22 protein-coding genes and 1 riboswitch are annotated in these 24,359 nt (G+C 40.9%); of the genes, 5 read left to right on the top strand and 17 right to left on the bottom strand.

All coding sequences use genetic code 11. From position 1 onward, the window contains the following. Position 1 precedes the first annotated feature (1 nt). Both SLU01_RS10340 and SLU01_RS10335 read right to left on the bottom strand, forming a co-directional pair. Positions 2-583: a YkoF family thiamine/hydroxymethylpyrimidine-binding protein gene (locus tag SLU01_RS10340; protein WP_246110955.1), complete on the bottom strand. Its 582-nt coding sequence runs from the start codon at positions 581-583 to the stop codon at positions 2-4. A gap of 78 nt (positions 584-661) precedes the next feature. Continuing rightward, positions 662-768: riboswitch (TPP riboswitch) on the bottom strand. Between the two features lie 100 nt (positions 769-868). Next, a complete protein-coding gene (locus tag SLU01_RS10335) occupies positions 869-1,351 on the bottom strand; it encodes an NUDIX hydrolase (protein WP_147057980.1) in 483 nt (160 codons plus the stop codon). A gap of 197 nt (positions 1,352-1,548) precedes the next feature. Between SLU01_RS10335 and SLU01_RS10330 the strand changes: the two genes are divergently transcribed. The 3 genes from SLU01_RS10330 to SLU01_RS10320 all read left to right on the top strand — a co-directional run bounded on the left by SLU01_RS10330 (position 1,549) and on the right by SLU01_RS10320 (position 3,167). Continuing rightward, positions 1,549-1,929 (top strand): helix-turn-helix domain-containing protein, encoded by a 381-nt coding sequence (locus SLU01_RS10330; protein ID WP_147057978.1) that lies wholly within the window; start codon positions 1,549-1,551, stop codon positions 1,927-1,929. A 313-nt stretch (positions 1,930-2,242) separates the two neighbouring features. After that, positions 2,243-2,572, top strand: coding sequence for a DUF3889 domain-containing protein (locus SLU01_RS10325; RefSeq protein ID WP_147057975.1), 330 nt, complete (start codon positions 2,243-2,245; stop codon positions 2,570-2,572). A gap of 43 nt (positions 2,573-2,615) precedes the next feature. Then, complete coding sequence (locus SLU01_RS10320) at positions 2,616-3,167, top strand: AAA family ATPase (RefSeq protein ID WP_147057973.1); 552 nt, start codon at positions 2,616-2,618, stop codon at positions 3,165-3,167. Positions 3,168-3,462: 295 nt separating this feature from the next. Here the strand turns inward: SLU01_RS10320 and SLU01_RS10310 are convergent, their stop codons facing one another. The 10 genes from SLU01_RS10310 to SLU01_RS10265 form a co-directional block, all read right to left on the bottom strand. Then, a complete protein-coding gene (locus SLU01_RS10310) occupies positions 3,463-4,128 on the bottom strand; it encodes a reverse transcriptase-like protein (protein WP_147057969.1) in 666 nt (221 codons plus the stop codon). Between the two features lie 120 nt (positions 4,129-4,248). Further along, positions 4,249-4,692 (bottom strand): YueI family protein, encoded by a 444-nt coding sequence (locus tag SLU01_RS10305; RefSeq protein ID WP_147057967.1) that lies wholly within the window; start codon positions 4,690-4,692, stop codon positions 4,249-4,251. 71 nt (positions 4,693-4,763) lie between these two features. After that, positions 4,764-5,702, bottom strand: coding sequence for a carbamate kinase (arcC, locus tag SLU01_RS10300; protein WP_147057965.1), 939 nt, complete (start codon positions 5,700-5,702; stop codon positions 4,764-4,766). A gap of 105 nt (positions 5,703-5,807) precedes the next feature. After that, positions 5,808-7,082 (bottom strand): YlbE family protein, encoded by a 1,275-nt coding sequence (locus SLU01_RS10295; RefSeq protein ID WP_147057963.1) that lies wholly within the window; start codon positions 7,080-7,082, stop codon positions 5,808-5,810. 48 nt (positions 7,083-7,130) lie between these two features. Further along, positions 7,131-8,876: an acyl-CoA synthetase FdrA gene (fdrA, locus tag SLU01_RS10290; protein WP_147058029.1), complete on the bottom strand. Its 1,746-nt coding sequence runs from the start codon at positions 8,874-8,876 to the stop codon at positions 7,131-7,133. 174 nt (positions 8,877-9,050) lie between these two features. Further along, positions 9,051-10,100 (bottom strand): ureidoglycolate dehydrogenase, encoded by a 1,050-nt coding sequence (allD, locus tag SLU01_RS10285; RefSeq protein WP_147057961.1) that lies wholly within the window; start codon positions 10,098-10,100, stop codon positions 9,051-9,053. 63 nt (positions 10,101-10,163) lie between these two features. Then, positions 10,164-11,213 carry an ureidoglycolate dehydrogenase gene (allD, locus tag SLU01_RS10280; RefSeq protein ID WP_147057959.1) on the bottom strand — a complete coding sequence of 350 codons (1,050 nt, stop codon included), beginning with the start codon at positions 11,211-11,213 and terminating at the stop codon, positions 10,164-10,166. A 24-nt stretch (positions 11,214-11,237) separates the two neighbouring features. Beyond that, positions 11,238-12,002, bottom strand: a complete 765-nt coding sequence (gene allE, locus SLU01_RS10275; protein WP_147057958.1) for a (S)-ureidoglycine aminohydrolase — start codon at positions 12,000-12,002, stop codon at positions 11,238-11,240. Between the two features lie 60 nt (positions 12,003-12,062). Continuing rightward, the gene (allC, locus tag SLU01_RS10270) at positions 12,063-13,292 is read right to left on the bottom strand and encodes an allantoate deiminase (protein ID WP_147058027.1); all 1,230 of its coding nucleotides are present in this window, start codon (positions 13,290-13,292) and stop codon (positions 12,063-12,065) included. A 274-nt stretch (positions 13,293-13,566) separates the two neighbouring features. After that, the gene (locus SLU01_RS10265; protein WP_246110954.1) at positions 13,567-15,219 is read right to left on the bottom strand and encodes a PucR family transcriptional regulator; all 1,653 of its coding nucleotides are present in this window, start codon (positions 15,217-15,219) and stop codon (positions 13,567-13,569) included. Positions 15,220-15,345: 126 nt separating this feature from the next. On the opposite strand from SLU01_RS10265, the gene SLU01_RS10260 reads away from it, so the two are divergent. Further along, positions 15,346-16,218 carry an alpha/beta hydrolase gene (locus SLU01_RS10260; protein ID WP_147057956.1) on the top strand — a complete coding sequence of 291 codons (873 nt, stop codon included), beginning with the start codon at positions 15,346-15,348 and terminating at the stop codon, positions 16,216-16,218. Positions 16,219-16,270: 52 nt separating this feature from the next. Here SLU01_RS10260 and SLU01_RS10255 read toward each other — a convergent pair whose 3' ends face one another. Together SLU01_RS10255 and SLU01_RS10250 are read right to left on the bottom strand one after the other, a co-directional pair. Beyond that, a complete protein-coding gene (locus SLU01_RS10255) occupies positions 16,271-17,638 on the bottom strand; it encodes a uracil/xanthine transporter (protein ID WP_246110953.1) in 1,368 nt (455 codons plus the stop codon). After that, a complete protein-coding gene (locus tag SLU01_RS10250) occupies positions 17,625-18,560 on the bottom strand; it encodes an oxamate carbamoyltransferase subunit AllH family protein (protein WP_170232667.1) in 936 nt (311 codons plus the stop codon). The genes SLU01_RS10255 and SLU01_RS10250 overlap by 14 nt, the downstream gene beginning before the upstream one ends. A 208-nt stretch (positions 18,561-18,768) precedes the next feature. Here SLU01_RS10250 and SLU01_RS10245 point away from each other — a divergent pair, with 208 nt between their 5' ends. Beyond that, positions 18,769-20,418, top strand: coding sequence for a PucR family transcriptional regulator (locus tag SLU01_RS10245; RefSeq protein ID WP_147057952.1), 1,650 nt, complete (start codon positions 18,769-18,771; stop codon positions 20,416-20,418). 45 nt (positions 20,419-20,463) lie between these two features. On the opposite strand, the gene allB is transcribed toward SLU01_RS10245, so the two are convergent. The 3 genes from allB to SLU01_RS10230 all read right to left on the bottom strand — a co-directional run bounded on the left by allB (position 20,464) and on the right by SLU01_RS10230 (position 24,277). Next, positions 20,464-21,819 carry an allantoinase AllB gene (gene allB, locus SLU01_RS10240; protein ID WP_147057949.1) on the bottom strand — a complete coding sequence of 452 codons (1,356 nt, stop codon included), beginning with the start codon at positions 21,817-21,819 and terminating at the stop codon, positions 20,464-20,466. A 125-nt stretch (positions 21,820-21,944) separates the two neighbouring features. After that, a complete protein-coding gene (locus tag SLU01_RS10235) occupies positions 21,945-23,342 on the bottom strand; it encodes an NCS1 family transporter (protein WP_147057947.1) in 1,398 nt (465 codons plus the stop codon). A 368-nt stretch (positions 23,343-23,710) separates the two neighbouring features. Further along, complete coding sequence (locus tag SLU01_RS10230) at positions 23,711-24,277, bottom strand: DUF4256 domain-containing protein (protein ID WP_147057945.1); 567 nt, start codon at positions 24,275-24,277, stop codon at positions 23,711-23,713. Between the last annotated feature and the right edge of the window lie 82 nt (positions 24,278-24,359).

Genomic DNA, 24,359 nt, shown 5'->3' with positions numbered 1-24,359 from the left:
CTTACAGTCCTCCGTGTGTTGGACTGTTAATGCTCATCGAGACTGTCATGACCAGATGTTTATGTTCTTCAGAACGCGCATTGCTGAAAGCTTTCTCATAAAATGCAAACACTTCATGGATATCTCCGTGGATTCCGCTTGCATAATGCATCGATTCGTTGAATACTCCCTGCTCCTTCGCCCGGTTCACTTCGCGATAAATGATCTCCATATACTCTGGATTATTCATCGGATAAAGGGCAAATTGGGAAGAGACATATTGCGTCGTCGCATCCGTATTTGCGATCTCCTCGCTCCTATTCAAATACACATCTCCAGCAGTATCACCTGGACAGCCTGCCGAAAAAGTACCTGATAATGCAATATGCTTCCCCGTTTTCGCGGCATGCAGCGCAATCGCCTTCGCCACGTTGAATACATGTATCTGCTTGCCTCGAATAACCGTCGACACATCATCAGTATGCATCCACACATTCGACGTGTCCGTTTTTTCCAGCGCTCCTTTAATCACACTTACAAAATCATCTGCCATCGGATATAACGAAAAACGAAATCCGACGATTGGACTTAATCCACATTCCATTTCCTTCAGCCTCCCGAAATTTTTTCATAAAAAAAACTACATCCCGGAAGATGTAGCACTTCTCCAATATGAAACAATCGGAAAGCCACTACACTTCCCCACGCAGGTATTATCCTGATCGGGTTATAAGGGATCGGAGCAACTGCTCGCATCTCAGCCAAAATTGGGCACCCCTAGTGCAGAAAACGGTATGTAGTTGTTATTTATGCTGCCATTAGTATAGACGAAGAATTTTTCATTGTAAATGAAATCTAGTAAACTCCTACTTTCGTCCATGTTGGAACTTTAAACTTTCCTGCTCAACTTCACTTCAAATTCCGGATGTGTCACATATTCCTTATATTCCACATTCCCGTCAAACTTGAAATACTCCTCAATTCGAGCGCGGATCGCGGGTTGCGTTATATACTCCAATACTTCTTCCTTCGCTACCCACTTGCAATCCGATGTCTCTTCCGATGTACATAATTCCCCGCCGATCGGCTTACAAGCGAAGTCGAACATCACTTTCGTTGGAACGTCCGTCACTCCGTCATACCATTTATAGATCGCCGAGTTTGTGTACACCCCAATGAGATGGGAGACTTCCACATCGATGCCGCTCTCCTCTTTCACTTCCCGGATAACTCCGTCCATCAAGTTTTCCCCAACTTCTACCTGTCCACCGGGAAATACCCATCCCCCATGATGTGTTTTTACGATTAAGATATTTCCTTCAAAATCTTCTACGAGCCCTCCACAAGCTACGATATGTGTCGGCATTGCCATTTCCCCATCCCCTTTTCATGTTAACGATTCACTTACCTAATAGTACCAATATTCCTCACTATTAAAAAGACTTCGATTCAGATTTTATCCCAACCTTCTTAATGTACGATATATTGTACATTTAGTATTTTTGTATAATAAACAAGGATAATCAATTTCCATAAATTCCTCTAACCTCTTATTAAGAGGTGATAGTCATGGCAACATCTTCAAACTTCATAAGACTTGTCGGAGAGCATTTACGATTAGTCAGGGAAACAAAGGGGATTAATCAAGAAGACTTGGCCGCAAAGGCTGGGATTGCCCGCGCAAGAATTTCGGAAATCGAAAATGGCAAAGGCAATGCAACACTGGGGACAGTAGAAAAAATTATGGATGCTCTTGAGATTACGCCTGTAGAATTGTTCAACTTTCAAAATCTCTCGGATACGATGGATATTACAGACAAGAAACTTTTAATTGACATTCACCGCTCACTGTTGCTGGAACGCGATTTAAATGAAATCCAATATGTGATCAATACAACTAGAGAATTTTTAAGAACTGTTGATAAAAAAGTAGATTACGGAAAAAAGTGATAGTGGCCTTGAAAGCGAAACATACCGCTTTTGAGGCTTTTTCTATTCCGTGAGAATGATTTCTCGAATGATTCCGAGTAAATAACCCATCCTACTGGAAGGGAGAACTTTATTCCGAGAACTAATTGGAGTAAACGAGAACTTGGTGAGTTGGAATGAGAACTTCCTTGGAGTTATCGAGAACTCTGTGAGATGTAATGAGAACTGCTATGGAGTTATAGAGAACTCTTTCGTTATAACGAGAACTGTCATGGAGTTAATGAGAACTTGGGGCACTTAATCGAGAACTTTAAAACAGGAGATGAAATCATTCATGAGAAAGGTATTGATGGCGTTTGGTTTTTTAACGACGGTTTACACAGCTTATATTTTGGCTCCTTCCATTACGCCTGCACAACAAGAATCGCCGGCCTATGCCAAATGGGGTCAGCTCGCCGTCAAGGAAACGAGTGCAAAGTATCCACAGGCGAACATTATTGATTACCTGCATATAGGTAGTGAATCGAAGAATGAGTCAACGGTTGAGAAATTCAAGCTTTGGCTGAAAGAGGGGAATCATGAATTCGGTGTTTTCGTAAATATCACCTTTATTACGAAGACGGAGGAAGTGATTACGATCGAGTTAAAAGAAACGCCAAAATGACGGTTGTGCTAGAATTGAAGGAACTTCAAAAGGAGGGACCTTCATGAAAAGATTCGTCATTATGACCGTTGGTAAAACTCATAGCGGAAAAACGACATTCGCCAGGGACTTGGAGCAAAAACTGGATAATTCTCTTGTAATGGATCAGGACAATCAAGCGGAATTCATCAATACATTTTACAATAAACTTCAACCGAAACAAGGGCCAAATACGCTTAAACACGCTATGTCCCGCCTGCTAGTCGAATATGCAATTGAACAGACAGATTTCAATCTCATTATTTGCAATTCCAATCGAAGTCGGGCAGGACGATTATCGTTGTTTGACCAATTGTTTCCTTCAACTGATTTTGTTCGCATCCTTGTCCATTTCGATATTCCGGATCATGTGCTGCATAGCCGGGTTCGTCATAGTGAGCGCAGCACGAATATATTTAGAAGCGCTTCAAATTTTGAGGAAGTACTCATTCGGCAGCAAGCCGATTCCAAAGCGACAGATCCGATCGAAGGAGAGGCAGATTACTTATTTGTGATAAAAGATAATGATGAAGTAGATGGCGTAATCCAAAGTATTTTACATATCGGTCGGGAATGAATGGACCTTCGACGCCAATGAATGGGCTCTTGTAGAAAAGAATGGACCTTGGACACCAATGAATGGGCCGTAGACAACGACAAAAAGAATTTCATTTGTCCAAGTTATGTCGGGCATAACTTCACCGTCAATGGAATAAAGTTGAATATATCCGGTGAAGGAGTGAGCGAGTGGCAAAATGCAAAAAGTGTGGTGCGGATCAGTCCAAGTGCAAAAATTGTAAGAAATGTAGTTAAGCATAGGAATTAAGATAAATCATTATAAAATTCATTTCGTTCCCGAATGGGGACTTTTTTTATTTGGATTCCTTCTCTATTTGAATAGTCGCCGTAATTTCAATCCCATTCAGCGCTTGCGCAGCAAGCCGATCTGCTTCCCCATTTGCTTTACGTGATACCAACTCATACTCAGGTTGAATGCCAAGGTCTTTCATCTTCGTTTCAATCCGATCTGCCCAACCGGTTAAGCCCTGTTCCATGACCGGCCATTCTTCGGTTAAATGATTGATGACGACTCTGGAATCTCCGATAATTCGGACGGGGACATGATGGACATTCAATAGCTCGAGTTCTTGTAAACATAGATGAAGAGCTGCATATTCAGCCTCATTATTTGAGGCAAGCCCTTCGATAAACGCATTTTTTCTTAATCGATACGCTTTCCCGCTTTGTTCATAATAAATGACACAGCCTAAACCCGACGCCTTCGTTGTCAGGTCAAATCCTCCATCAAAGTAAATTACAATATGATGCGGTTCCGTTTCAATCCCTTTTAAATAGGACTTCATTTCCTTAACCGTCCAAGAGCTATCAAATCGGTCGATAAACTGAACTTGCTTCGTACGCCCAGTCCTTTCCAAGTCTTCAGCAATCCGCATGGCTTGTTCAGCTAGCACTTCATCCGACCGGAAGATCATTTCCGTCCCTTTTGATTTGTATGTCCACTCTACGATTACTTTCATCCCAAGCCCTCCAATTTGGATACTCATAGAGATAGTATTCCCCAGTTGCAACAATCATCCTCTATTTCATGAAGTTGCCTGGAACATCAGTAGTTTTTACTGACGTTCAGGCAACCTCCTTTACCGACGTTTAAAAAGTTTTGCAAATAGAGAAACGCGGCTTTTCTTGTTGCTTTTTTGCGGCTTTGGAACGGGCATTTCCTTTTCAACAAAAATCTCCTCTTTATTAATGGCATGGTCATAAGCGAGGAGCAAGCCAATTTCAGAGTTATGATTTTTGTTTGTGACAAAAGTGTAATTAACATTATATTTTGCAGCGATTTTTGTATATTTTGTTAGCACCTTATAGTGAATATTTCCATTCAAATAGAGACGAGCCTCTCTATTTTCCTTTATGGCATCCTCGACTTGTCTATAAATGCCTCTTTCTCTCACTTGTGCCTGTGTTAATGCGATGACAATCCGTTCACGAATCGTTCCTAGAAACTTCCTCCGTTCGTCCGGCTTCGTTTGTCTAGATCCGTAAATACCTTGCTGAATATAGTCGTCAATATTCCCAGACATCTAAACTCCCCCTGCAAACTCATTTAGTCATAAACAAAAAGACAGCTTCAAAAGCCGCCTTTTTGTTTGAATTATAATGTTACACGCGTACCTGTTTTACCTTCAAGCGCATCTTTAAGCTTATCGATTGAAGTAATGACGACATTCTGGCCGCCTTTTTGTAAGAATAGAATAGCTGCTTCGATTTTCGGACCCATGCTTCCTTTCGGGAAGTGGCCTTCTTCCATATAACGAAGTGCTTCTTCAACTGTCATTTCAAGTAAGTTTTGTTGTTGTGGAGTACCGAAGTGGATTGCCACTTGTTCTACACCTGTTAAGATGAACAGGTAATCCGCTTTTACTTCCGCAGCAAGTAATGCGCTTGCGAAGTCTTTATCAATAACAGCGTCTGTACCTTTTAGCATACCGTTTTCTTCCGTAACAGGTATTCCGCCGCCACCAGCTGTAATAACAGTAATTTCTTTGTCCAGAAGTGCTTCGATGGCTTCTTTTTCAACAATTTTAACCGGTTTCGGAGAAGCAACTACGCGTCGGTATCCTCTACCGCTATCCTCAACGTAAGAGATTTTTTCAGTTTCAAGGATTTTGTCTAATTCTTCTTGTGTGTAGAATGGACCAATCGGTTTTGTCGGATTAGCGAATGCCGGATCCTCTTTAGATACGACAGATTGTGTAACAACCGTTGCAATAGGTCTGTTAATATTACGTTCGACCATTTTGTTCTTGAATACTTGCTGAATCAGATATCCAAGGTTACCTTGTGTTTCAGCGTCCAATACATCTAATGGATAAGCAGGAACAACTGAATCCGCCATTTGGTTTTTAATTAATGTATTTCCGACTTGCGGACCATTTCCGTGAGTGATGACAACCGTATTGCCTTCTTCAATCAAATCAAGGACAGGGCCGCTGCTTTCACCGATGTTTTGGATTTGCTCCTCTAGTGTTCCTTTTTGACCTTCTTTAATAATTGCGTTTCCGCCAATAGCAAGAACGATTTTTTTACTCATTCATAACTCTCCTTTAATTAAGAAAAATAACTTCATTCATTTCAACGTTTTTCATAGAAAAGTGGAGAGGAACTAGCTGACAACTATTCCTCTCCACATGAATCCTTATTCCGCTTCGATTAATCCAAGCTTCACTGCATAAGCATCGATCGCTTTTTCAAAGCAAGCTAACGGAGCACGAACTGTACCTGCACCGATTTGACCGACGCCCGCTTCTTTATGAGCTATACCTGTGTTGATAACCGGCTCGATTCCAGTTTCAACTACTTTACGAGCATCAATTCCTAAGCATGAACCTTTGAAGTCCCAAGTTGGAATTGAGAAATTCGGGTTATGGTCGATACAAATTTCCATCATATCGTTACTTGTGTTAACTGCATCGTCCATACCGCCAGCTCCTACAAAGCGTGTAACACCAGGAGCAGCGATCATCGCCATACCACCTACACCGAATGTTTCAGTGATTGCACTGTCACCCATGTCAGGGCATGCCATATCTTGGTCGTAACCTGTGAAGAATAGACCTTCAGGCGTATTAACTGGAGCTGTGAACCATTGATCACCCATACCAGCAATACGAATACCGAACTCATATCCGTTACGGCACATTGCTGTTACGACAGTACCTTGTTGGATAAGACGGGCAGAATCCATAACGGCTTTCGTAGAAGCCATTGCAATATTCAAGAAGTATTGATCTGTATCAGCCAAGAATTGGATAACCTTTTGCTTGTCTGCATCGTCTACATCAGTTTGTAAAATGTAAGGAACGATGTCTTTCAAGAAAATAAGTGAACCAGCAATATTACGTTGGTGGAATTCGTCACCCATTGTAATCGCTCTTGCCATCATAACGTTTACGTTTAAGCCATCGCCTTTGATTTTAAGGGCTTTTGAAAGTGTTGGTCCAAGTATATCTCTGAACCATACAAGACGGTTGATAACTTCTTCAGAGTAAGCACCGAAACGAAGAACCGCACCGATACCTTCATTCATTGTGCAGTATGCACGGTTTCCACCGTCTCTATTTTCGACAACGAGGACTGGCATGTTACCGGATGTGATTCCGCCCATTGGTCCAACAGCATTTACATGGTGGCAAGGAATAAATTCAATTTCACCATTTTCAAGCATTGTACGCGCTGAATCAGCATCTTTTGCCCAACCTTCAAACAACGTTGCACCAATACAAGAACCTTGCATTGGACTTGTCATGTTTTCCCACTTCATTGGAGGGCCTGCATGAAGTATTACTTTACCGTTTAATTCTTCAATTACAGATTTAGCCGGTACTACATCAATTAAAAAAGGTGCACCTGACACAATTTTATCGAGAACCGCTCTGTTTGCTTCGTCAATCGTTTTATATTGTCCGTACATTGTAATTCCTCCTGAACATTCAATGATTTTGAATCCAACTCGATGTCATTATTTAAGGACACTTAGGATCTTGCGCATTCTTGGGTTTCCACCAGCAACTGGACGCCAGTCATATTGAACAACGCGACCGCCATTTGCAGTGATTGCTTCTGTGAATTTCTTCAATCCGACGTTTACTACGCTTGGCTTCTCAGTCAATAATTTCTCAATTGCTTCTGAAACCGTGAAGTCAGCAGTTGCAGTATTTGTAGCTGGAACCATTTCTTTTGTTCCTTCTTCAACTTGAAGGCCAAGCATTCCCAAAGCAGTCAGTGTTGCCTGGTTATTGCTGTCACGCAGAATGACTCCCGCTTTTTCCAATTTTGCCTTTTGATCATCAAGGCCTTGTGGATCTTGATCTGTACCACAAACAGTCGCAACAAAGTAAATGTTTCTGCCGTTTGCTTGAGCTTCATTTTTAATCTTTTCAATGCCAGGGATGAGGGCATCAGCCATATCGTCATGTGAACCATATCCAAGTACAACATCGAATAGGATAATTGCTGTCGACTCATCTTTTGCAGCTCTTTGGAAGAATTGAACTCGTGTTTCCGGATCGATCATTGGGTGCGGTTTACCTTGTGTATAGATATCGTCACCTAGGTCAATTACTTCAAATCCTTCAGCATTTAGAAGGTAGCCAGCTTCGCCATGTGCAGCTTCGCCAAGCTTCAATCCCCTGCTAATTAAAGTCGCAGCTTCATATCCAAGCGTACCGCCGGAATATAGACCTTTAATTGTTTTTTGTTCAGGTTTCAAGTCAACTGCTGGAACTTCGTCTTCCAGATGATTGTAATTTGACTTAATCGCGTTGCCTTTTGCAAGGTCGACAGCGAGTGCAGCTGTTTCTTCAAGCGTGTTTGCATAGTAAACATTGCCTTCGTGGTTATGCGGCTCTTCACCAAGGAAGATTGCAACTACCGGTTTGGAAAGGCTTTGTAGCAATTGGACAACTTCATCGCGCACTTCTTTTGCAGGTGGCTTAGAGATAAGTGTGATCACTTCTGTTTGTCTATGATTTGCCAATGCCTTAATGCCGTCAAGCATTGTGATCGCACCAATTTTTTCGGAAAGGTCACGTCCGCCAGTACCGATTGCGTGGCTTACACCGCCGCCGAGTCGGTCAATTTCAGTTGTTACTTCTTGGATACCTGTACCTGAAGCACCGATTACACCGATTTTCCCTGTTTTCACAACGTTTGCAAATGCAAGCGGAACACCGGAAATAATTGCTGTACCAGCGTCAGGACCCATAACAAGAAGGCCTTTTTCATGAGCTTTTTCTTTGATTCGGCGCTCGTCTTCAGTTGTTACGTTGTCACTAAAAATCATTACGTGCATATCTCTGTCAAGTGCTTTTTCCGCTTCTTCAGCAGCATATTGACCTGGTGTGGAGATGATTGCAAGGTTTGCACCAGGAAGTGCATTTGTAGCTTTATCCCATGAACGTACAGTTTCGAAAGCTTCTTTGCTTCCTGCAATTGCTTGGTTGCTTAAGTAGTTATCAACTTCATCGAGTACTTCTTGGATTTTGTCTTCTTGGTCAGTATCGACGACGATACACATATCGTTGGATGCTGCATTTTCAAGTTCGTCTGTGTAAAGGTCTGCAGCTTTTAGAATATCTTTGTTGGCAGGTGTTCCCATCATGATTTGAACTTTGATGATGCCTTCCATTGTTGAAATTTTGTTTGTGAGAAGCATTAGATTAACTGAATCCTGGTATGAATTCTGTTTGACGATTGTATATAACATGTTTTCACGCACCTCGTTATTTATTTTTTAAGCCATAATGTTGATTTGCGCTTCAGGCGGACGCTTTCCGCGGGCGTCCCCGCCTTCCGCTTCAATCCTACACTGTAGAGTTTATGAAAATCGACATAGGAAAGGGGGTGGCCATTTAGGATGACCACCCTTTATACTTTCATGTTACTTTGCAAAAGGGCTCTTATGATCATATGCATTGTTGTGGACAACATCGGAAGTTAAGTATTCGTATATGTCATCCACGATTTCAATGCCGTTTTCTTCGTATTGCTTCTCCCGTTCAGCGCTTCTTTGTCCAGGATAAGAAACGTGATCAAACCCGGGAGCCGGTTTAATGTTATTAAGATCTTGCATTGTTGTCGCAATGCTTTCCTGGAATGCATTCAACGTTGTGAAGTATTCTGGATTGATTACAATATGAAGTTGTCCAAGATTTCGATATTCCGTTAGGTCGTGGTACATTGAAGAAACTTTATTTCCAAATGGAAGGCCTAGTAAAATTCCGGATAAAACGTCCACCATCATCATGAGTCCGTATCCTTTTGGTCCGGCAATCGGTACTAAAGCGTTCACTTTAAATGGATCAGTTGTTGGTTCTCCATTGCTGTCAACAGCCCAAGTGTCTGGAATGGATTCGTTTTTAGATCGAGCATGAAGAACTTTACCCCAAGCTTGAACGGTTGTTGCCATGTCGAATGTAATGTTTTCACCGTTTTTGCCAGGTGCTGCAAAAGCGATTGGATTCGTGCCGTAATAGGGTTCGGACCCGCCAAACGGAACGACCATCGGATCAGATTGGCATAGTGAAATTCCAATCAGATTCTCATTGGCTGCTTGTTGAACAAAGTAAGAAAGCGCACCACTATGGCCAATTCTTTTGACACCGACAATCGCAATCCCATTTTCTTTCGCCATTTGAATGGCCTCGTCCATTGCCAACTTCGCTGCAACATGCCCTACTCCATTGTCGCCATCGAAAACAGCTGTGCATGGACCCGTTTTTTCAAATGCGAATTCTGGATTGTTATTCAGTCCGCCTTTTGCAATTCGTTCGGCGTAATATTCAACCCTCATTGCTCCGTGGGAGTGGACTCCCCTGGCATCCGCATGAACAAGCACGTCTGCTACGCCACGCGCATGGTCTTCGGTTAATCCCGCTTTGTGCAGTTTTGTCGTTATCAATTCATTCAATTGCTCTTTACTAACTCTCATTCCATTCACCCCTATGAAGTTGTCCTCAATCAATTACGTCCCGTGCCTATATTCAGTAATGAATTATTCAGCGAATGGATTTTTATGGTCGTATTGATTATTATGGATGACATCCGATTTTAAATACTCATAAATATCATCAACAATTTCAATTCCGTTTTCTTTGTAATCCTCGATGACAACGTCGTTATTTTGTCCAGGATAAAGGACTTTCGAGAAGCCCGGTGCAGGTTTGATTTCATTTAAATCTTCCATCGTTTGTGTGATATCATTTTTGAAACCAGTCAATGCAGTGAAGAATGCTGGATTGATGACGATATGCAGTTGGCCTAATTTCCGGTATTCTGATAAGTTTTCATACATAGAAGAAACTTTATTTCCAAAAGGAAGTCCGAGAAGAACCCCGGATAGGACGTCTACCATCATTGCAAGTCCATATCCCTTCGGACCTGAAATCGGCAATAATGCATTTACTTTCAACGGGTCCGTCGTTGGTTCTCCATTGCCGTCAACAGCCCAAGTATTCGGGATTGACTCGTTCTTAGAGCGAGCATGAAGAATTTTACCCCATGCCTGTACAGTCGTTGCCATATCCAATGTAATCATTCTGCCGTCGCTGCTCGGTGCAGCGAAAGCGATCGGATTTGTACCATAGTAAGGCTCAGCACCGCCGAAAGGAACGACCATCGGGTCAGATTGACATACTGAGAAGCCAATTAGATCAGCATTTGCTGCTTGATTTGTGAAGTAAGAAATTGCTCCGCTATGCGAGATATCTTTTACTCCAACAATGGCAACTCCACTCTCTTTTGCCATTTTGATGGCTTCGTCCATCGCTAATTTTGCCGCTGTATGGCCATTTCCGCCGTCACCGTGGAATACGCCTGTGGCTGGGCCAGTTTTTTCGAATTTAAAGTCCGGGTTTGTATTCATCCCGCCTTTTGCAATTCGCTCCGCATAGTATTCCACACGCATTGCACCGTGGGAATGGATGCCTCTTTCGTCGGCAAACGTCAAGACGTCTGCCGCGACCTCAGCATGCTCTGCATTTAATCCAGCTTTTTGAAGCTTTGTTTGGATTAGACTTTTCAAGTCATCTCTTTTTACTCTCATCTTGGCACCTCTTCGCTGGGATTATTATAGTGTTGCGTCCCGATTACAGTCTTTGGAATAAACATATGTCAATGGCTCTCTGCCAACTGCATACGCTGCTTGATGCACATACGGCGCCATGAAAATGTAATCGCCTTTTTTAACTGGAATCCATTCATTGTCAAGATTGTACATGCCTTCACCAGACAATAGGTAAGCGCCATGCCCTTGGTAATGTGTTTCAACGAATGGGTGGCTCGCAGCCGGATCGAATGAAAGAATGTGGAAGTTCATGTCAAAAGCAAGATCCAATGGAAGAAGATCTTTAAGGTGAACGTTTGTCATATCATCGTAATCCATGTACTCGATATCGTTCGCATGACCGGAAACAACCCAAGGTTTTTTCCCTTCTAATGGGTTATGCTTTTGCTTGTAAAGGAATAGACGTGAATCGCCGGACTCCATATTCTCCAAGTACATTTTTACGCCTGGAGGGCAATATAGATAGCCGCTTTCTTCAAGAATGAACTCTTCGTCGCCCGCTTTTGCTTTCACTTTTCCGCTAATAACGTAAACGAAAGATTGTACATCTTCTTCACCGCAATAGCCTTCGCTGTTCTTTCCGCCTTCGTGCATTGTTACAACGTAATCGACAAAGCTTGCTCCAAGTTTCGGTGAACCTAAAATGGAGATTCTGCAATTTTCAAATCCAGGAATAACATTATTAACTAATCCTTCTGGAGCAATAAGAGCATATTGACCAGGTTTGATAATCGATCTGCTTGAAAGTAAATCTTTTGGATAACCCATCGTAACATTCTCCTTCGTCTGTATATAAATATTCAGGTGTCCACCTGTAGGCAAAATTTTTTATTCTTTATATCCTAATTCATAAAGTGCGCCGATAAGCGCTTTAACGCCTTCTGCCAAATCCTCAGGCTCAGTAAATTCAGCCGGATTATGGCTGATTCCTTTAAGACTAGGTACAAAAAGCATGGCTGTTGGAACAGCAGGCGCAAAGATTTGGGAGTCATGTCCCGCACCACTGTGCATCACTTTATAATTGAAGCCGTTATTTTTACATTGTTCCTCGATAAGATCCACTACTTTTTGGTCCATTGGAACCGGATCTTCGTCCATCCAAAGATCGACTTTCATCTCAACTGCATGTTCATTAGAGATTTCCTGCATTCTAGCTGTCATTTTTTCCGTAAAGGAAACAATGGCTTCTTTATCCGTATGACGAACGTCAATTGTAAAGATCGTCTTTCCAGGTACTACGTTCACTATATTTGGATAAGCTTCGATTTTCCCCACAGTTGTTACAAGCGGATCGCCGACTTCTATTGCCATTGAGATAATTTCGTGAATCATATGGCTTGCTGCGAACATCGCATCTTTTCGGTAACCCATCGGTGTTGTCCCGGCGTGGTTCGCCTCGCCTGACAATTCAATGGTATACCGTCTTTGCCCAACAATATTATTCACGACACCAATCGCGATTTTTTCCGTTTCCAGAACACTGCCTTGTTCAACATGAACTTCAACGAAAGCTTTCAAGTCTTTACGCGGCCCTTTTGATTCATCTCTGAAGCCAAAGCCTGCTTTCTCCATTGCCTCAACAAATGGAACGCCCTCGAAATCGTTAATTGTTTCAACATCTTCACGTTTCGCAATCCCTACAATGTTTTTAGAACCCCAAAACGAGTAAGGAAAACGGCTGCCTTCCTCTTCCGCCATCGAAACGACTTCAATGTTTCTAACAGGTTCACCAAAATGCTTTTTCAAATATTTCAACGCGATGATTCCGGCGACTACGCCATACGCACCGTCAAAGCGACCACCGTTTTTCACTGTATCCACGTGGGAACCGGTCAAGATCGTTTCATTTGTATTTTTTCCTTTTAATGTTCCATATAGATTTCCGATTTCATCAAATCGAGCTTCCAGGCCTTCGCTTTCCATCCATTCTTTTAAAGCATTTTGACCTTCTACCCACTCTTTTGTATAAAGTAAACGAGAAACTCCGCCTTCAGGATCTTTTCCGAACTCAGCCAACCATTCAAGTTTGCCGGCAGTTTCTTCAGCTAAAAGATTCAGTTTCTGGATAATATCTTTTGTCGTATCGTTCACTTATTTCACCACCCTTTTCAGCAATTAATTTATCAATAGTGCATTTCTAATTAACGCTAATTATTGTTTGTAATTCATGCGGATAGTATGCACTGAATTAGCTTCATTCACGAATGTCTTTTAGCTCCATCTCTAATTGTAGACTTTATAAACATAATAGTCTTTAGCATGTATAGACAAAGTTCATTTCATTTTTTATCCATAGTGGATAAATCCTTAAAAGTCAATCTTCTATGGCCCTTCATTCGGCATTTTCGCGTTGAATTAGTTCATAAATCTTCAGTCCAACACGTACAGATAACATTTCTTCCGAATCATCAAAATCCATTCCTGTTATTTCTTTAATCCTTTCCAAACGGTAAACAACCGTTTTATAGTGGACAAAAAGAAGTTTTGCTGTTTGAGTGGCGTTTTGATTGCATTCTAAAAAAGTTATTAATGTCACCAGTAAGTCCAAATGGTTCGCCTGTTGATACTCAAGTAATTCCCTAAGAGAGTCTGGAATAAACTGATTTAATGTAGAAGAATCTTCGATATGGCGCAGCAATCTGAATATCCCTAATTCCGAAAATGCGGTGATGGATTCTAAACCGTTCAGCGTCCGTCCTAATTCAAGCGCATCATGGGCTTCCCGATAACTTTTCGGGATATCGAGAATATCACTTACTGCATGTCCAATACCGATCTGAACATCTATGTCATTCACTTGCTTCTTAATGAGCGTTTGAATCTTCTTTGACGTTTGCTTAATTTCGTTCAACCATAAAGTATCCTTTTTGCTCTTATTCTCAACTTTCCATAGGACGATAAATTGATTACTTTTAGTCGAAATAATACCATTCGGTAAATAATGATGAATTGCTTCATTCACAAGGAAAAGACTTCGATCAGAATAGCCCCCATTTTGTTTAACCATACTATCTAGACGATTTATATGAAAGATGACTGCAGCGAACGCCCCTGTGAAATCCCAGCCGATGACGTTCGCTTTTTCGTAGATGGCGTCGATTGATTGGATTTTTCCACTTATGAGCTCCTCAATCAGGTCATTCTTATATTTCTTTTCAACTTCGGCAACCGCGAATTGCTTCACTAGTTCAAGCGATAAGGAAGTTGCTGCATTTTCCACAGCAATTAAATCAAGTTCGCCTAATGATTGATTAATTTCACCGATGAATAAATACATTTTATTATGATTCATTGTTTCAATCGGAACGACGATTTGATGCCCTTTACTATTCTCCAGTTCTGGGTATTTCACAATTTGCCGGTAATGAGGATATTTTATCCCTGAAGTTTGTTCGTAAAAATGGACTTTCTCAACCATTTCAAACTTTTCAAGCTCAGGAGATGTTGATATGATACAACTGAAATTCCGATCAAACAGCGCAACAGGATTTCCAATCAACTCTTCTAATGTATAAATAATTTGCTCAATGCCTTTACCCGCAAGAGATAAGGCTGTAAAACGGTCATGAATCTCTTTATAGTATTGCAGTTTTACGACCTGGTTATTGAAAAGCTCCCCCATGATCGGATACATGACATCGACAAATGGGACCTCTTGCGGAAGCAGGATAATTGGCATCCTATATTTTTCGCTTGCCGTAAGAAGCTGATTAGTTATTCTAGAACTGAACTTTTTAATAATAAGAGCGCTTACTCTCTTTTCTGCCAATTTGGCAATGAACTCCTTTAGCTCTTTTTCAGTAAAGTTCCGAATTGAATAAAGGCTAGTCAGAATTACTTCTCCGCCCTTAATCCACTTTGCAATATCAGGCCCTTCCATAACGGTGACCCCTTCAATAACATTTTGAATATAATTTTGTCCTACTAAAACCTCAGCGTTCTTCATAGGCTCCATTGTTAATAAGTCTTTCACCTTAAATTCCATTCGTCGCAGTCCTTTCCATACATCTTGAGATGAAACAGTGTGTTAAGATTTACATACCCCGGATTACCTTGATATTATTATACATTCGTAAACAATGCTTAACTTTTAAGGAAAGAGTGTGAAATCATGTCGAAAACAACTATTATCTACAAACAAGAAGAAAACTTCGAGCTGAAAGCAGACTTTTACTCCGCTTCAAAAGATGCAAGTCCACTAATTGTCTTTATCCACGGTGGCGGTCTTATTTGGGGCTCACGTGAAGATATGAAATCCGAACAAATTGAGTTTTTCCTGCATGCCGGTTTTAATATCTTTTCGATTGATTATCGTTTAGCGCCTGAAACCAAACTTCCCGCCATTAAAAAGGATATTGAAGACGCCCTCTCTTGGGTTGAAAAAGAAGGCGTTAAGCAGTTTGACTATGATCCGGAAAAAATAGCCGTCATCGGTAGCTCCGCGGGTGGATACCTCGCTCTGTTAACCGGAACATTCACAAATAAACCAAAAGCCATCGTCTCTTTTTACGGTTATGGTGATATTACCGGAGATTGGGCAATAAAGCCAAGCCCCCATTATTCAAACATGACAAATGTGCCGAGAGAGCTTGCCAAAATGCTTGTCTCTAAAGATATCATTTCCGTCGGTCCGATTGAAAAGCGATACGCCATCTATATGCATGCTAGGCAGCATGGCGTGTGGATCGAAGAATTAACTGGGCTAATTCCAGTTCTGGAAAAAGAAGAGCTATCGAAATACAGCCCACTTTTCAACATCCATCCTGACTTCCCGCCAACGCTTTTGCTACACGGAACAGAAGACGAGGATGTCCCTTATGAAAGAGCCGTCCTACTCGCGGAAAACTTAAAAGAAAACGGCATACCAAGTAAACTCATCACCATCCCTGAAGGCAAGCATCAATTCGACAACGACTGGGAAACCCCAATTGTCCAAGACGCTTTTAAAGAAGTACTCTCCTTCTTAGATGATCATTTAAAATAAGTCAAAAGGGCTTGAGACAGAAATCTCAAAGCCCTTTTTCTATATTCATAGTTCATTTAATTTGTAAATCTGTTTCTTCAGGAAGCGTATCTTTATTTTTCTTCTGTTCTTCCACACCGTATTTATCCCACTTAAAGAGATTTTCCAATATAAGCGCCAGAATGATTCCGACTAACAATCCGCTACTAAGAACCGGACGAACAATACTTGGAATCGTAACAAAATAAGAAGCAGGCAGTGTCATTATAACAATCCCTACAAACAACGGAACTGCCGAACGATACACATTGACCGTATTAAACTCAACCTTTTTAAAGAAATTAAAAGAAGAATTCAACAGCAGCAAATAAGAAACAAATAAAGCTGCACTACCAATACTCAACGGAAGCTGGGAGAAAAAGTGGCCAATCGGCGGAATTAACCCCATAACAAGAAACATCAAACCACCAAGAACAAACGGAATCCGTTTTATAATTCCCGTCTGACTTAAAAAACCTATCGATGAAACATAAGGCGAATTTGGAACAAGCCCAAAAATCCCTGCAATCAATGTGAAAACACCTGTAATCGTGAAGGACGCTCTGTATTCGGATTTAGTCGTTTCCACCTCATACATACTTTCCGTCCCTTTTAAAGCACCAAATGTATTTGCTGAGTTCAACAATCCTGCGATCACAGTCGTAATAATAATTCCGATATCCCAAGCAGGCTTCCCTAACGGAAACAACTCAAGTTTAAACGATGTACCACCACTGATGGCACTTTCCGGTTGGAAAATAAGCGCATAAATAATCCATCCACCGATAATCCCAATAAGCAAACCATAACGACGGATACTTGAAGGTGCCTTCACGCTAATCACAATAACAATAATTGCAATAACGATTGATAACAGTGATACAGGTACATCAATATGCGCACCTTCCGACTGGTTGCCGAACGGGATGCCTAACATCCCTTTTAAAAAGATCCCAATCAATTGACAACCGAACAAAAACATAAATACACCCATTACAGCAGGACTAAACAATTTGGCGATACGCGGCCCAAGCCCTGTAACACCAATCAAAAAAGTCAAAATCGACGTAATAATAATCCCAACCGTCAAACTGCCTCCCAATACCGGCAAAGGCATCCCTTGCGCCGAAGCTGTTGCAACAAGCGTTAAAATGACGCCCCACCAAAGCCCGGATTGCCCTTCCATAATGGCACGTTTATGTCCAAAATACGCCTGAACAATACAAGCAAGCCCAGTTACGACGAAGGATAGCTGAAGCATATTGACAATCGTATCTTGCGAAAGTTCAAAAGCTGCACCAACAGTAATTGGGATGACAACAATATTCGTAAAAATAAAAAAGAGCCATTGTAAGCCCGAAATCCAGTTACTTGATTTTACTAACTCTTTAATAATAATCACCTTTCTTTTGTGTATAAACAGCAGCTTTTATACCTAATAACACGCCAACTAACGTATCGGCGCCAGATGTATGTCCAATCTTCTTCATTTCTTCGAGGGCTTCCAAAAATTCGGAACCCCGCGGTTTATTCATTACATAACATAGCCCTAGGAGATGTGAATGAAACTTGTTTTCAGTAGCATACAGAAGATACTCCAAAGCTATATGCGTTGTCCGTTTTCGACCACGTTCCGCCAAATAGGATTTCACATATTGTATAAACGATTGGTCTGTCCCCTCAAAGGCGGAAAGAACCGCGCACATCCCTGTTATACAATCATCCCCGCTAGGTGTAAGTCCGAGTCCTCTTCCAATCCAATAATCGAAGACCTTTTCAGCTTCCAACCCATCGCTGTCATAAGCTAGGATTTCCAAGCTCTTTAACTTATCTAAAACTACACTATCAGTAGAAAGTTCTGGTTCTAAAAGATAACGAATAATCCGTTTCTTCTCTTCTTCCGTTTCACCTAAGCCTGTATGCCAATCATCTTGCAAAAGTTTTTCCGCAATAAAAGCATAATTGTCCTTTACATATGACAACTCATATTTGAATGGTTCCAGTTTTAGATTTGCCCATTCTACATGGCTCAGTGAAAGGGAAATGCCTCTAGGGAAAACAATCGACTTCGAAAGCTCATCCCAAAAAACTTCCTCGTTAACACGAAGTAACTTTGTAAGCAGCTGCGAACTTTCCTGATCCATACCAATCCCGAAAGGTGCAAGCCCGTTCTCTAAAGCGCCAATATGGACAAGATGTTCGCCAAAGGCTAAATTAAAACTACTATTAAAAACACTATGGACATAACCCTTGGGGCTCTTTTTCAAGATTAGATGAATATCATTACTTGCTGCAAGGGCAGTCATACCCGTCGAATAAAACAATGCCTTCACCCCTGAACTAAAATGATAACCATTATATATCTTTCCTTATTTTCTTCACTCACTATTCCAGTCTACAATTTTTCATAAAAAATGTCATTGTTTAAAGTGACTAATTTATACTTTGATTTTTGTTCACTTTTCACGTATGATAAAGAATGCTCGAATTCATTCAATCAATGAAAACTTTTTAAATAAATGAGGTATCCATATGAAAACCATAAATGATTTATTAATATTGGAAGGGATGAAAGAAGGTATTGTTCTAGCAGGCCATCGTGGATTAACGAGGAACGTGCAATCTGTTAACATATCCGATACGCCCGATGTCATCAAATTTCTAGACAAAAACCATCTTCTCCTCACTACCGGATACGCTTTTAAAGATGATCCGGAAAAGTTCTGCGAATTAATCCAACAAATGCATGATTTGAATTGCTCAGGCCTTGTCATTAAAATTAACCGTTTCTTCAACGTATTGCCTTCCGAAGTTAAATTGCTCGCTGACGATCTGGCCTTTCCAATTATAGACTTACCAACAAAGCATACATTAGGGGAACTTTCCCGCCATATTTTAAATTATTTAAATGACCATGAAGCAGAGCAGCTTTACTATGCTTTGCACGTTCAAAAAGAGTTCTCCAATATGCTGATCAAAGGATACAGCTTAAACGCCCTTTTGGAGCAACTCGGCCATTCTTTATCGCGGCCGGCTCTTTTACTGAACCATCGTGGAGAAAAGATTGCGCAAAGTCATGACTTCCAAAAGGAATCAATGAAAAAGATTGAACAGGAAATTATCCAAAAGGTGAAAGAAGACTTACCTACCGCGCGGCAAGGAACCGTCTTTTCAATTCCATCGAAGGAACATCAATCCGTATCCACATTCCCTGTTCAAACGAAGCGTCAATATCCAAGCATGCTTGTCATTTCCGACTCACTCTCATTGCCATACCCTTCTTCGCAAATGGCAATCGAACAAGCTGGCAACGTCATTTCTTTTACGATTATTAAAGAGCAGGCGATCGAAGAAAACTCCAGGTTATTGAAAAATAATTTTTTTGCAGATTTGATTGAGATGAAAATTCATTCTGATGAAGAGATTTTTAGCCGATCCAACTATTATGGATTGCAAAAAGATATGGAGAATGTTTGTGTCGTTTGTACAATTGATGAGCAGGGAGAAACATACGAAACATTGCAGTTATACGAGAAAAAAGTCGGAGAACTGCATAATAGCGTTTATGACCAACTTGAAGATGAACTCATCGACGGAAATTTAGAAGCCACTTTGTTCACAAAGGGAAAATACTTCGTCATGATTTTACAATTTCCTTCTTACAGTGAAATCGAAGTTGAAGCGATTACGAAATTCGCAGCCAACGTCCAAGCAAATTTCAATGGGGATTTCAGTCTTTCCTTTGGGGTGAGCCACTCTGTACCAACTCTAAAGGAACTATCGACGGCTTATGATGAAGCAGTGGAAGCGATACTGACTGGATATGACCAAAACATGAAAGGGTTCATCAAGTACTATAAAACAAGAGATTTAAAGGAATTGCTAAACACCCTTCCCCGTAAAGATTTAAAGGCACTTTACGAAAATGCATTAAAGTCATTAGCTTATCCGAAAACGAAGGAAGAGCAGGAATTAGTGAAAACGATTCAAGTTTACTTAGATTCACAATGTGAGTTTTCGGAAACTGCCAGAAAATTATTCGTCCATCGGAACACGGTCAAATATCGAATTGAAAAAACTGAAGAACTGTTAAACTGTTCACTCCGCGATCCTGCCGATTCTTTGCGAATTCGCGTAGCTCTTATTATCGGTACGATTTTAAAAGAAGATGAAAACATCTAAAATGAAAACCCCGAACCATGTCAGGTTTGGGGTTTCATTTTGCATTTATTTTGCGGAAATCAACTTCCCGACAGGTTCTCCTACAATTCCTTTTTCCAATTCAAACACGACATGGCCGCGCACGATTGTTTTTGTTACACGACAGTCGATTTTTCTGCCTTCGTATGCACTATGTTTATTTTTGTAGTAGAGATCTTCTCTTTTCACCGTATACGATTGGTTAGGATCGACTAAGATAATATCCGCATCTTTTGAGACAGCAATTTCACCTTTATTCGGTATGTTGAAACGCTCTGAAGGATGTGTTGCAATCAGTTCCACAAATTTGTGAACAGGTAGGCCATGTTGTTTAACAGCCAAGTCAAACATGAGGTCGACGTTGTTTTGTGCTCCGCTTATACCGCCCCACGCTTCCCAAAGAGTTCCTTGTTTTAAGTCTTCAGTACAAGGGGAATGGTCGGATGTTATCCAGTCGATATTTCCATTCAAAAGCTCGTCCCATAGCCTTGCTTGGTCTACCGCTTTTCTGATTGGAGGCTGACATTTTGCTCTTGGACCAATTGCATCCACTTCTTCAGCAGTAAAGGCAAAGTAGTGTGGACATGATTCAACCGTTACATCTACACCTTCCCTTTTCGCTCTCAAGATCGTTTGAATTGCCTCTGACGTACTAATATGTACGAGATGCAATTTACAGCCTGTTTCTTTAGCAAATAGGATTGCACGTTGAACAGCTTCCACTTCTGTAAATACAGGGCGTGATTCCGCGTATTCCACACCGGAGTTTTTGCCTTCTCTTGCAAATTCTTTCGCAAGTCCAGATGGAACAGCCGAGTTTTCTGCATGGATACATAGAATTTGATCCAACTCAGCCAACTTTTGCATACCTTTGTATAATGTGAAGTCATCTACGTTTGTGAAATCATCCGGAATATCACTTGTGATGTCAGAAAGGAAGCATTTGAAAGCGAGAACGCCAGCGTCAGACATTTCCTTTAGCTTATCTACGTTCCCAGGTACGAGACCGCCATAAAAACCGTAGTCCACATAGTTCTGATCCACTGCTGCCTCAAGCTTAAGATCTAATGCTGCTTTATTGGTTGTTGCCGGCAGGGCATTCAACGGCATTTCAACATAACTTGTCGTTCCACCCGCTGCTAATGATTTGGACCCAGTTTCGAAACCTTCCCACTCCGAACGTCCAGGTTCACTAATATGGACATGTGTATCGATCATTCCCGGCATGACGTATTGTCCAGTTGCATCGATTATTTCTTTCGCGTCATCGGTGATGGTTTCAGCAATACAAGAGATTTTTTCATTTTTAATACCGACATCAACCTTGTAAACACCGTCACGCAATACAACATTTCCGCCTTTAATTATTAAATCAAATTCCATTTGAATTCCCCTCTCAGTTAGCATGTTTATTAACCAAACTATAGTTTTCGCCATTTCTTCAGTGCATATTCATTAATGAAAATTACCCCATGAAGAAATCATCATGAGGTAATCGTAATAGAAAATTATTTCTCGAAAATTGTTCCTTTTTTGAAGCTAGAACCTTTAAAGGCATATTTCGAGAGTAAGTAGTATGCAGTACCTGCTACTACAACTCCGATGATCCAAGCGAGTTCAACCTCTATAAACGCTGCAGCTGCACCGATAAACATCGCAAGTAAACCTGCCGGATTATATCCTTTGAAAGACCCTTCATCGTTGTACAATTCAGCAGTATTTACTCTTTGTTTTCTTAAAATATAATACTCGACGATTAGTATTGAAATAACCGGTCCTAAAAATGCTGAATAGATGAGAATAAACATATTCAAACCAGTTGCCGATGACTCTTGAACGAGCAACCAAGGGAATGCAGCTAGAGCAAGCAATCCTGTTATGATTGCAGAAGTTTTATACTTCAGTTTTGTCAATAATGTAATGACATATACTGGCGGAATGATGTTTGCCACCATATTTGTCGCGATTACCGCAACGACGATAAATACAGAGACAAAGACAGAGACATAGTCATTATCCAGGATGATTGGAAGCGCTTGTGCCGGATTTGTTACACCTGTTGCAGCTGCAAGCATTGCTCCAATTACAATAACAAAACCATACGAAATTGTAATCGGGACAAAGTATAAAGCTCCACGCTTCTTATTACTAATACCCGTTTTAAGCTCTCTGGAATAGTCTGCAGCACTAACGAAGATACCAGCATAGTTACCCAAGAATACCATGATGAGCCCGAAGAACGGTAAGCCCCATGAACCTTTAACATTTACCCAGTTTTGGGCAATGTCAGCTGTATGCGATGTCATAAGAAGACCGAAAACATAAATAAGTGCGATCATGAACACAACAGATGCAACCGTCTCTACCCATTTAACCGCATGGAACCCGAATAACGAAAGCACTATCTGAACTAACTGAAGTGCTATGAAACATATAACAACATTATTAAATGATCCATTCGTAACAATCTTTGCAATTTCATTCAAGGCGGTTCCACCGATCCAACTTTGAACCCCATACCAGACGATGGCAGGTATACCGCGTAATAAGGATGAAATGACTGTTCCTTTTGTACCAAATGACATTCTAAGTTGAACAACGTAAGGCACACCTTCTCTATAGCCAAGGCGATCATTTAACGCGAAAACAGTTGAAATAATCCCGATTGAAATCAAGGCTGCGAGAATTGTTTGATAGACATTCAATGTCGCAATACCTGCAACAATTACGCTGGCCCCTAACGTCATGTTTCCTAAGTTAACCCCGTCACCCATCCACATAAAAATGTAGTGCCTTGGGTTGACCGTCCGATCCTTGTCGGATTTTGGATGCAGTGATTCATCCATTTTTGTGGTGTGTTCAAGCTGAACTGCTTTTGTATCTACACCATCATTCAATGCTGACATTTTCTATACCCCTTCCGGTATCTTAATTGTAGATGTATTTATTTTGCCCAATACTAACATTTTTACTACTGTAGAAAATAGTTAGATTGTCGTTTGTTTTGATTCCCCAAAACGGTTTCATTGTGAACAATATTGATTATACATAGCTTTATTTAAAACGTCTTTATGTCTATTAAACAAAATGTACAAGCATTGACTATATACTGTGCATAATGATTTATCCATCAACAGCCCATTTGAACAATCGTTTGTGCACATTGCACAACACACAAAAATAAATCAAGAAAATAAAAAAGAACAAAGGCCTTTATGGCCTTGTTCTTCCCTTTTATATGGTCTTAGTAAACATTTCACGAAAATCTTTGCACTCAGATGGTTAGAGAGCCGCGGAAACCCCTGGCTGCATAATATGAATCCGCGCCATTATGGTACATGAAGACGGTGTCGTAACGCCGATCACAGAAAATCGCTCCGCCGAGTTTCCGTATATGAGCAGGAGTCTGGACCCAGCTGGATGTTTTCATATCGAAATTTTCTAGCTGCTGCAACTTCCAGTATTGTTCCTCTGTTAGAAGTTCAATGCCCATGTCAGCCGCCATTCCCATTGCACTATTCTCCGGTTTATTTTTCTTCCTTTTCTCCAGTGCTTCATGGTCGTAACAAATACTTCTGCGACCGTTAGGACTTTCTGCTGAACAATCATAAAAAATGTACTCGTCCTTCTTTTCGTCATAACCAACAACGTCCGGCTCGCCTTCAGTTCTTTCCATTTCATTAAGCGACCACATTTTTTCAGCATTTAACTCCAGCTTCTTCTGAATTTCAGCCCATTCAAGCCCTTCGTGGCGATGCATGTTTTTCTCAAAGCGGGCTTTCAATACATCGAGTAATTCTTCGCATTGTTCTTGCGATAATTCCTTTTTCCTATTTGTCATATCAGGTCCACCTTTTCTTCGAAAATAGTTTTTACCAATTATATACTGCGTACTACAATCATCATAATATATACATCCAATT

It is taken from the genome of Sporosarcina luteola, assembly GCF_007991495.1.
GTDB lineage: Bacteria > Bacillota > Bacilli > Bacillales_A > Planococcaceae > Sporosarcina > Sporosarcina luteola.
The sequence above is the reverse complement of the archived record's forward strand: the minus strand, read 5'-3'. Positions and strand labels throughout refer to the sequence as shown.

Coding starts and splice junctions, on each gene's coding strand:
- SLU01_RS10245 (WP_147057952.1), top strand. CDS start 18,769: ATGAAAACCATAAATGATTTATTAATATTGGAAGGGATGAAAGAAGGT.
- SLU01_RS10330 (WP_147057978.1), top strand. CDS start 1,549: ATGGCAACATCTTCAAACTTCATAAGACTTGTCGGAGAGCATTTACGA.
- SLU01_RS10310 (WP_147057969.1), bottom strand. CDS start 4,128: ATGAAAGTAATCGTAGAGTGGACATACAAATCAAAAGGGACGGAAATG.
- allE (WP_147057958.1), bottom strand. CDS start 12,002: ATGGGTTATCCAAAAGATTTACTTTCAAGCAGATCGATTATCAAACCT.
- fdrA (WP_147058029.1), bottom strand. CDS start 8,876: ATGTTATATACAATCGTCAAACAGAATTCATACCAGGATTCAGTTAAT.
- SLU01_RS10295 (WP_147057963.1), bottom strand. CDS start 7,082: ATGTACGGACAATATAAAACGATTGACGAAGCAAACAGAGCGGTTCTC.
- SLU01_RS10305 (WP_147057967.1), bottom strand. CDS start 4,692: ATGTCTGGGAATATTGACGACTATATTCAGCAAGGTATTTACGGATCT.
- allD (WP_147057961.1), bottom strand. CDS start 10,100: ATGAGAGTTAGTAAAGAGCAATTGAATGAATTGATAACGACAAAACTG.
- SLU01_RS10335 (WP_147057980.1), bottom strand. CDS start 1,351: ATGGCAATGCCGACACATATCGTAGCTTGTGGAGGGCTCGTAGAAGAT.
- SLU01_RS10325 (WP_147057975.1), top strand. CDS start 2,243: ATGAGAAAGGTATTGATGGCGTTTGGTTTTTTAACGACGGTTTACACA.
- arcC (WP_147057965.1), bottom strand. CDS start 5,702: ATGAGTAAAAAAATCGTTCTTGCTATTGGCGGAAACGCAATTATTAAA.
- allB (WP_147057949.1), bottom strand. CDS start 21,819: ATGGAATTTGATTTAATAATTAAAGGCGGAAATGTTGTATTGCGTGAC.
- SLU01_RS10265 (WP_246110954.1), bottom strand. CDS start 15,219: ATGGAATTTAAGGTGAAAGACTTATTAACAATGGAGCCTATGAAGAAC.
- SLU01_RS10340 (WP_246110955.1), bottom strand. CDS start 583: ATGGAATGTGGATTAAGTCCAATCGTCGGATTTCGTTTTTCGTTATAT.
- SLU01_RS10320 (WP_147057973.1), top strand. CDS start 2,616: ATGAAAAGATTCGTCATTATGACCGTTGGTAAAACTCATAGCGGAAAA.
- SLU01_RS10235 (WP_147057947.1), bottom strand. CDS start 23,342: ATGTCAGCATTGAATGATGGTGTAGATACAAAAGCAGTTCAGCTTGAA.
- allD (WP_147057959.1), bottom strand. CDS start 11,213: ATGAGAGTAAAAAGAGATGACTTGAAAAGTCTAATCCAAACAAAGCTT.
- SLU01_RS10230 (WP_147057945.1), bottom strand. CDS start 24,277: ATGACAAATAGGAAAAAGGAATTATCGCAAGAACAATGCGAAGAATTA.
- SLU01_RS10260 (WP_147057956.1), top strand. CDS start 15,346: ATGTCGAAAACAACTATTATCTACAAACAAGAAGAAAACTTCGAGCTG.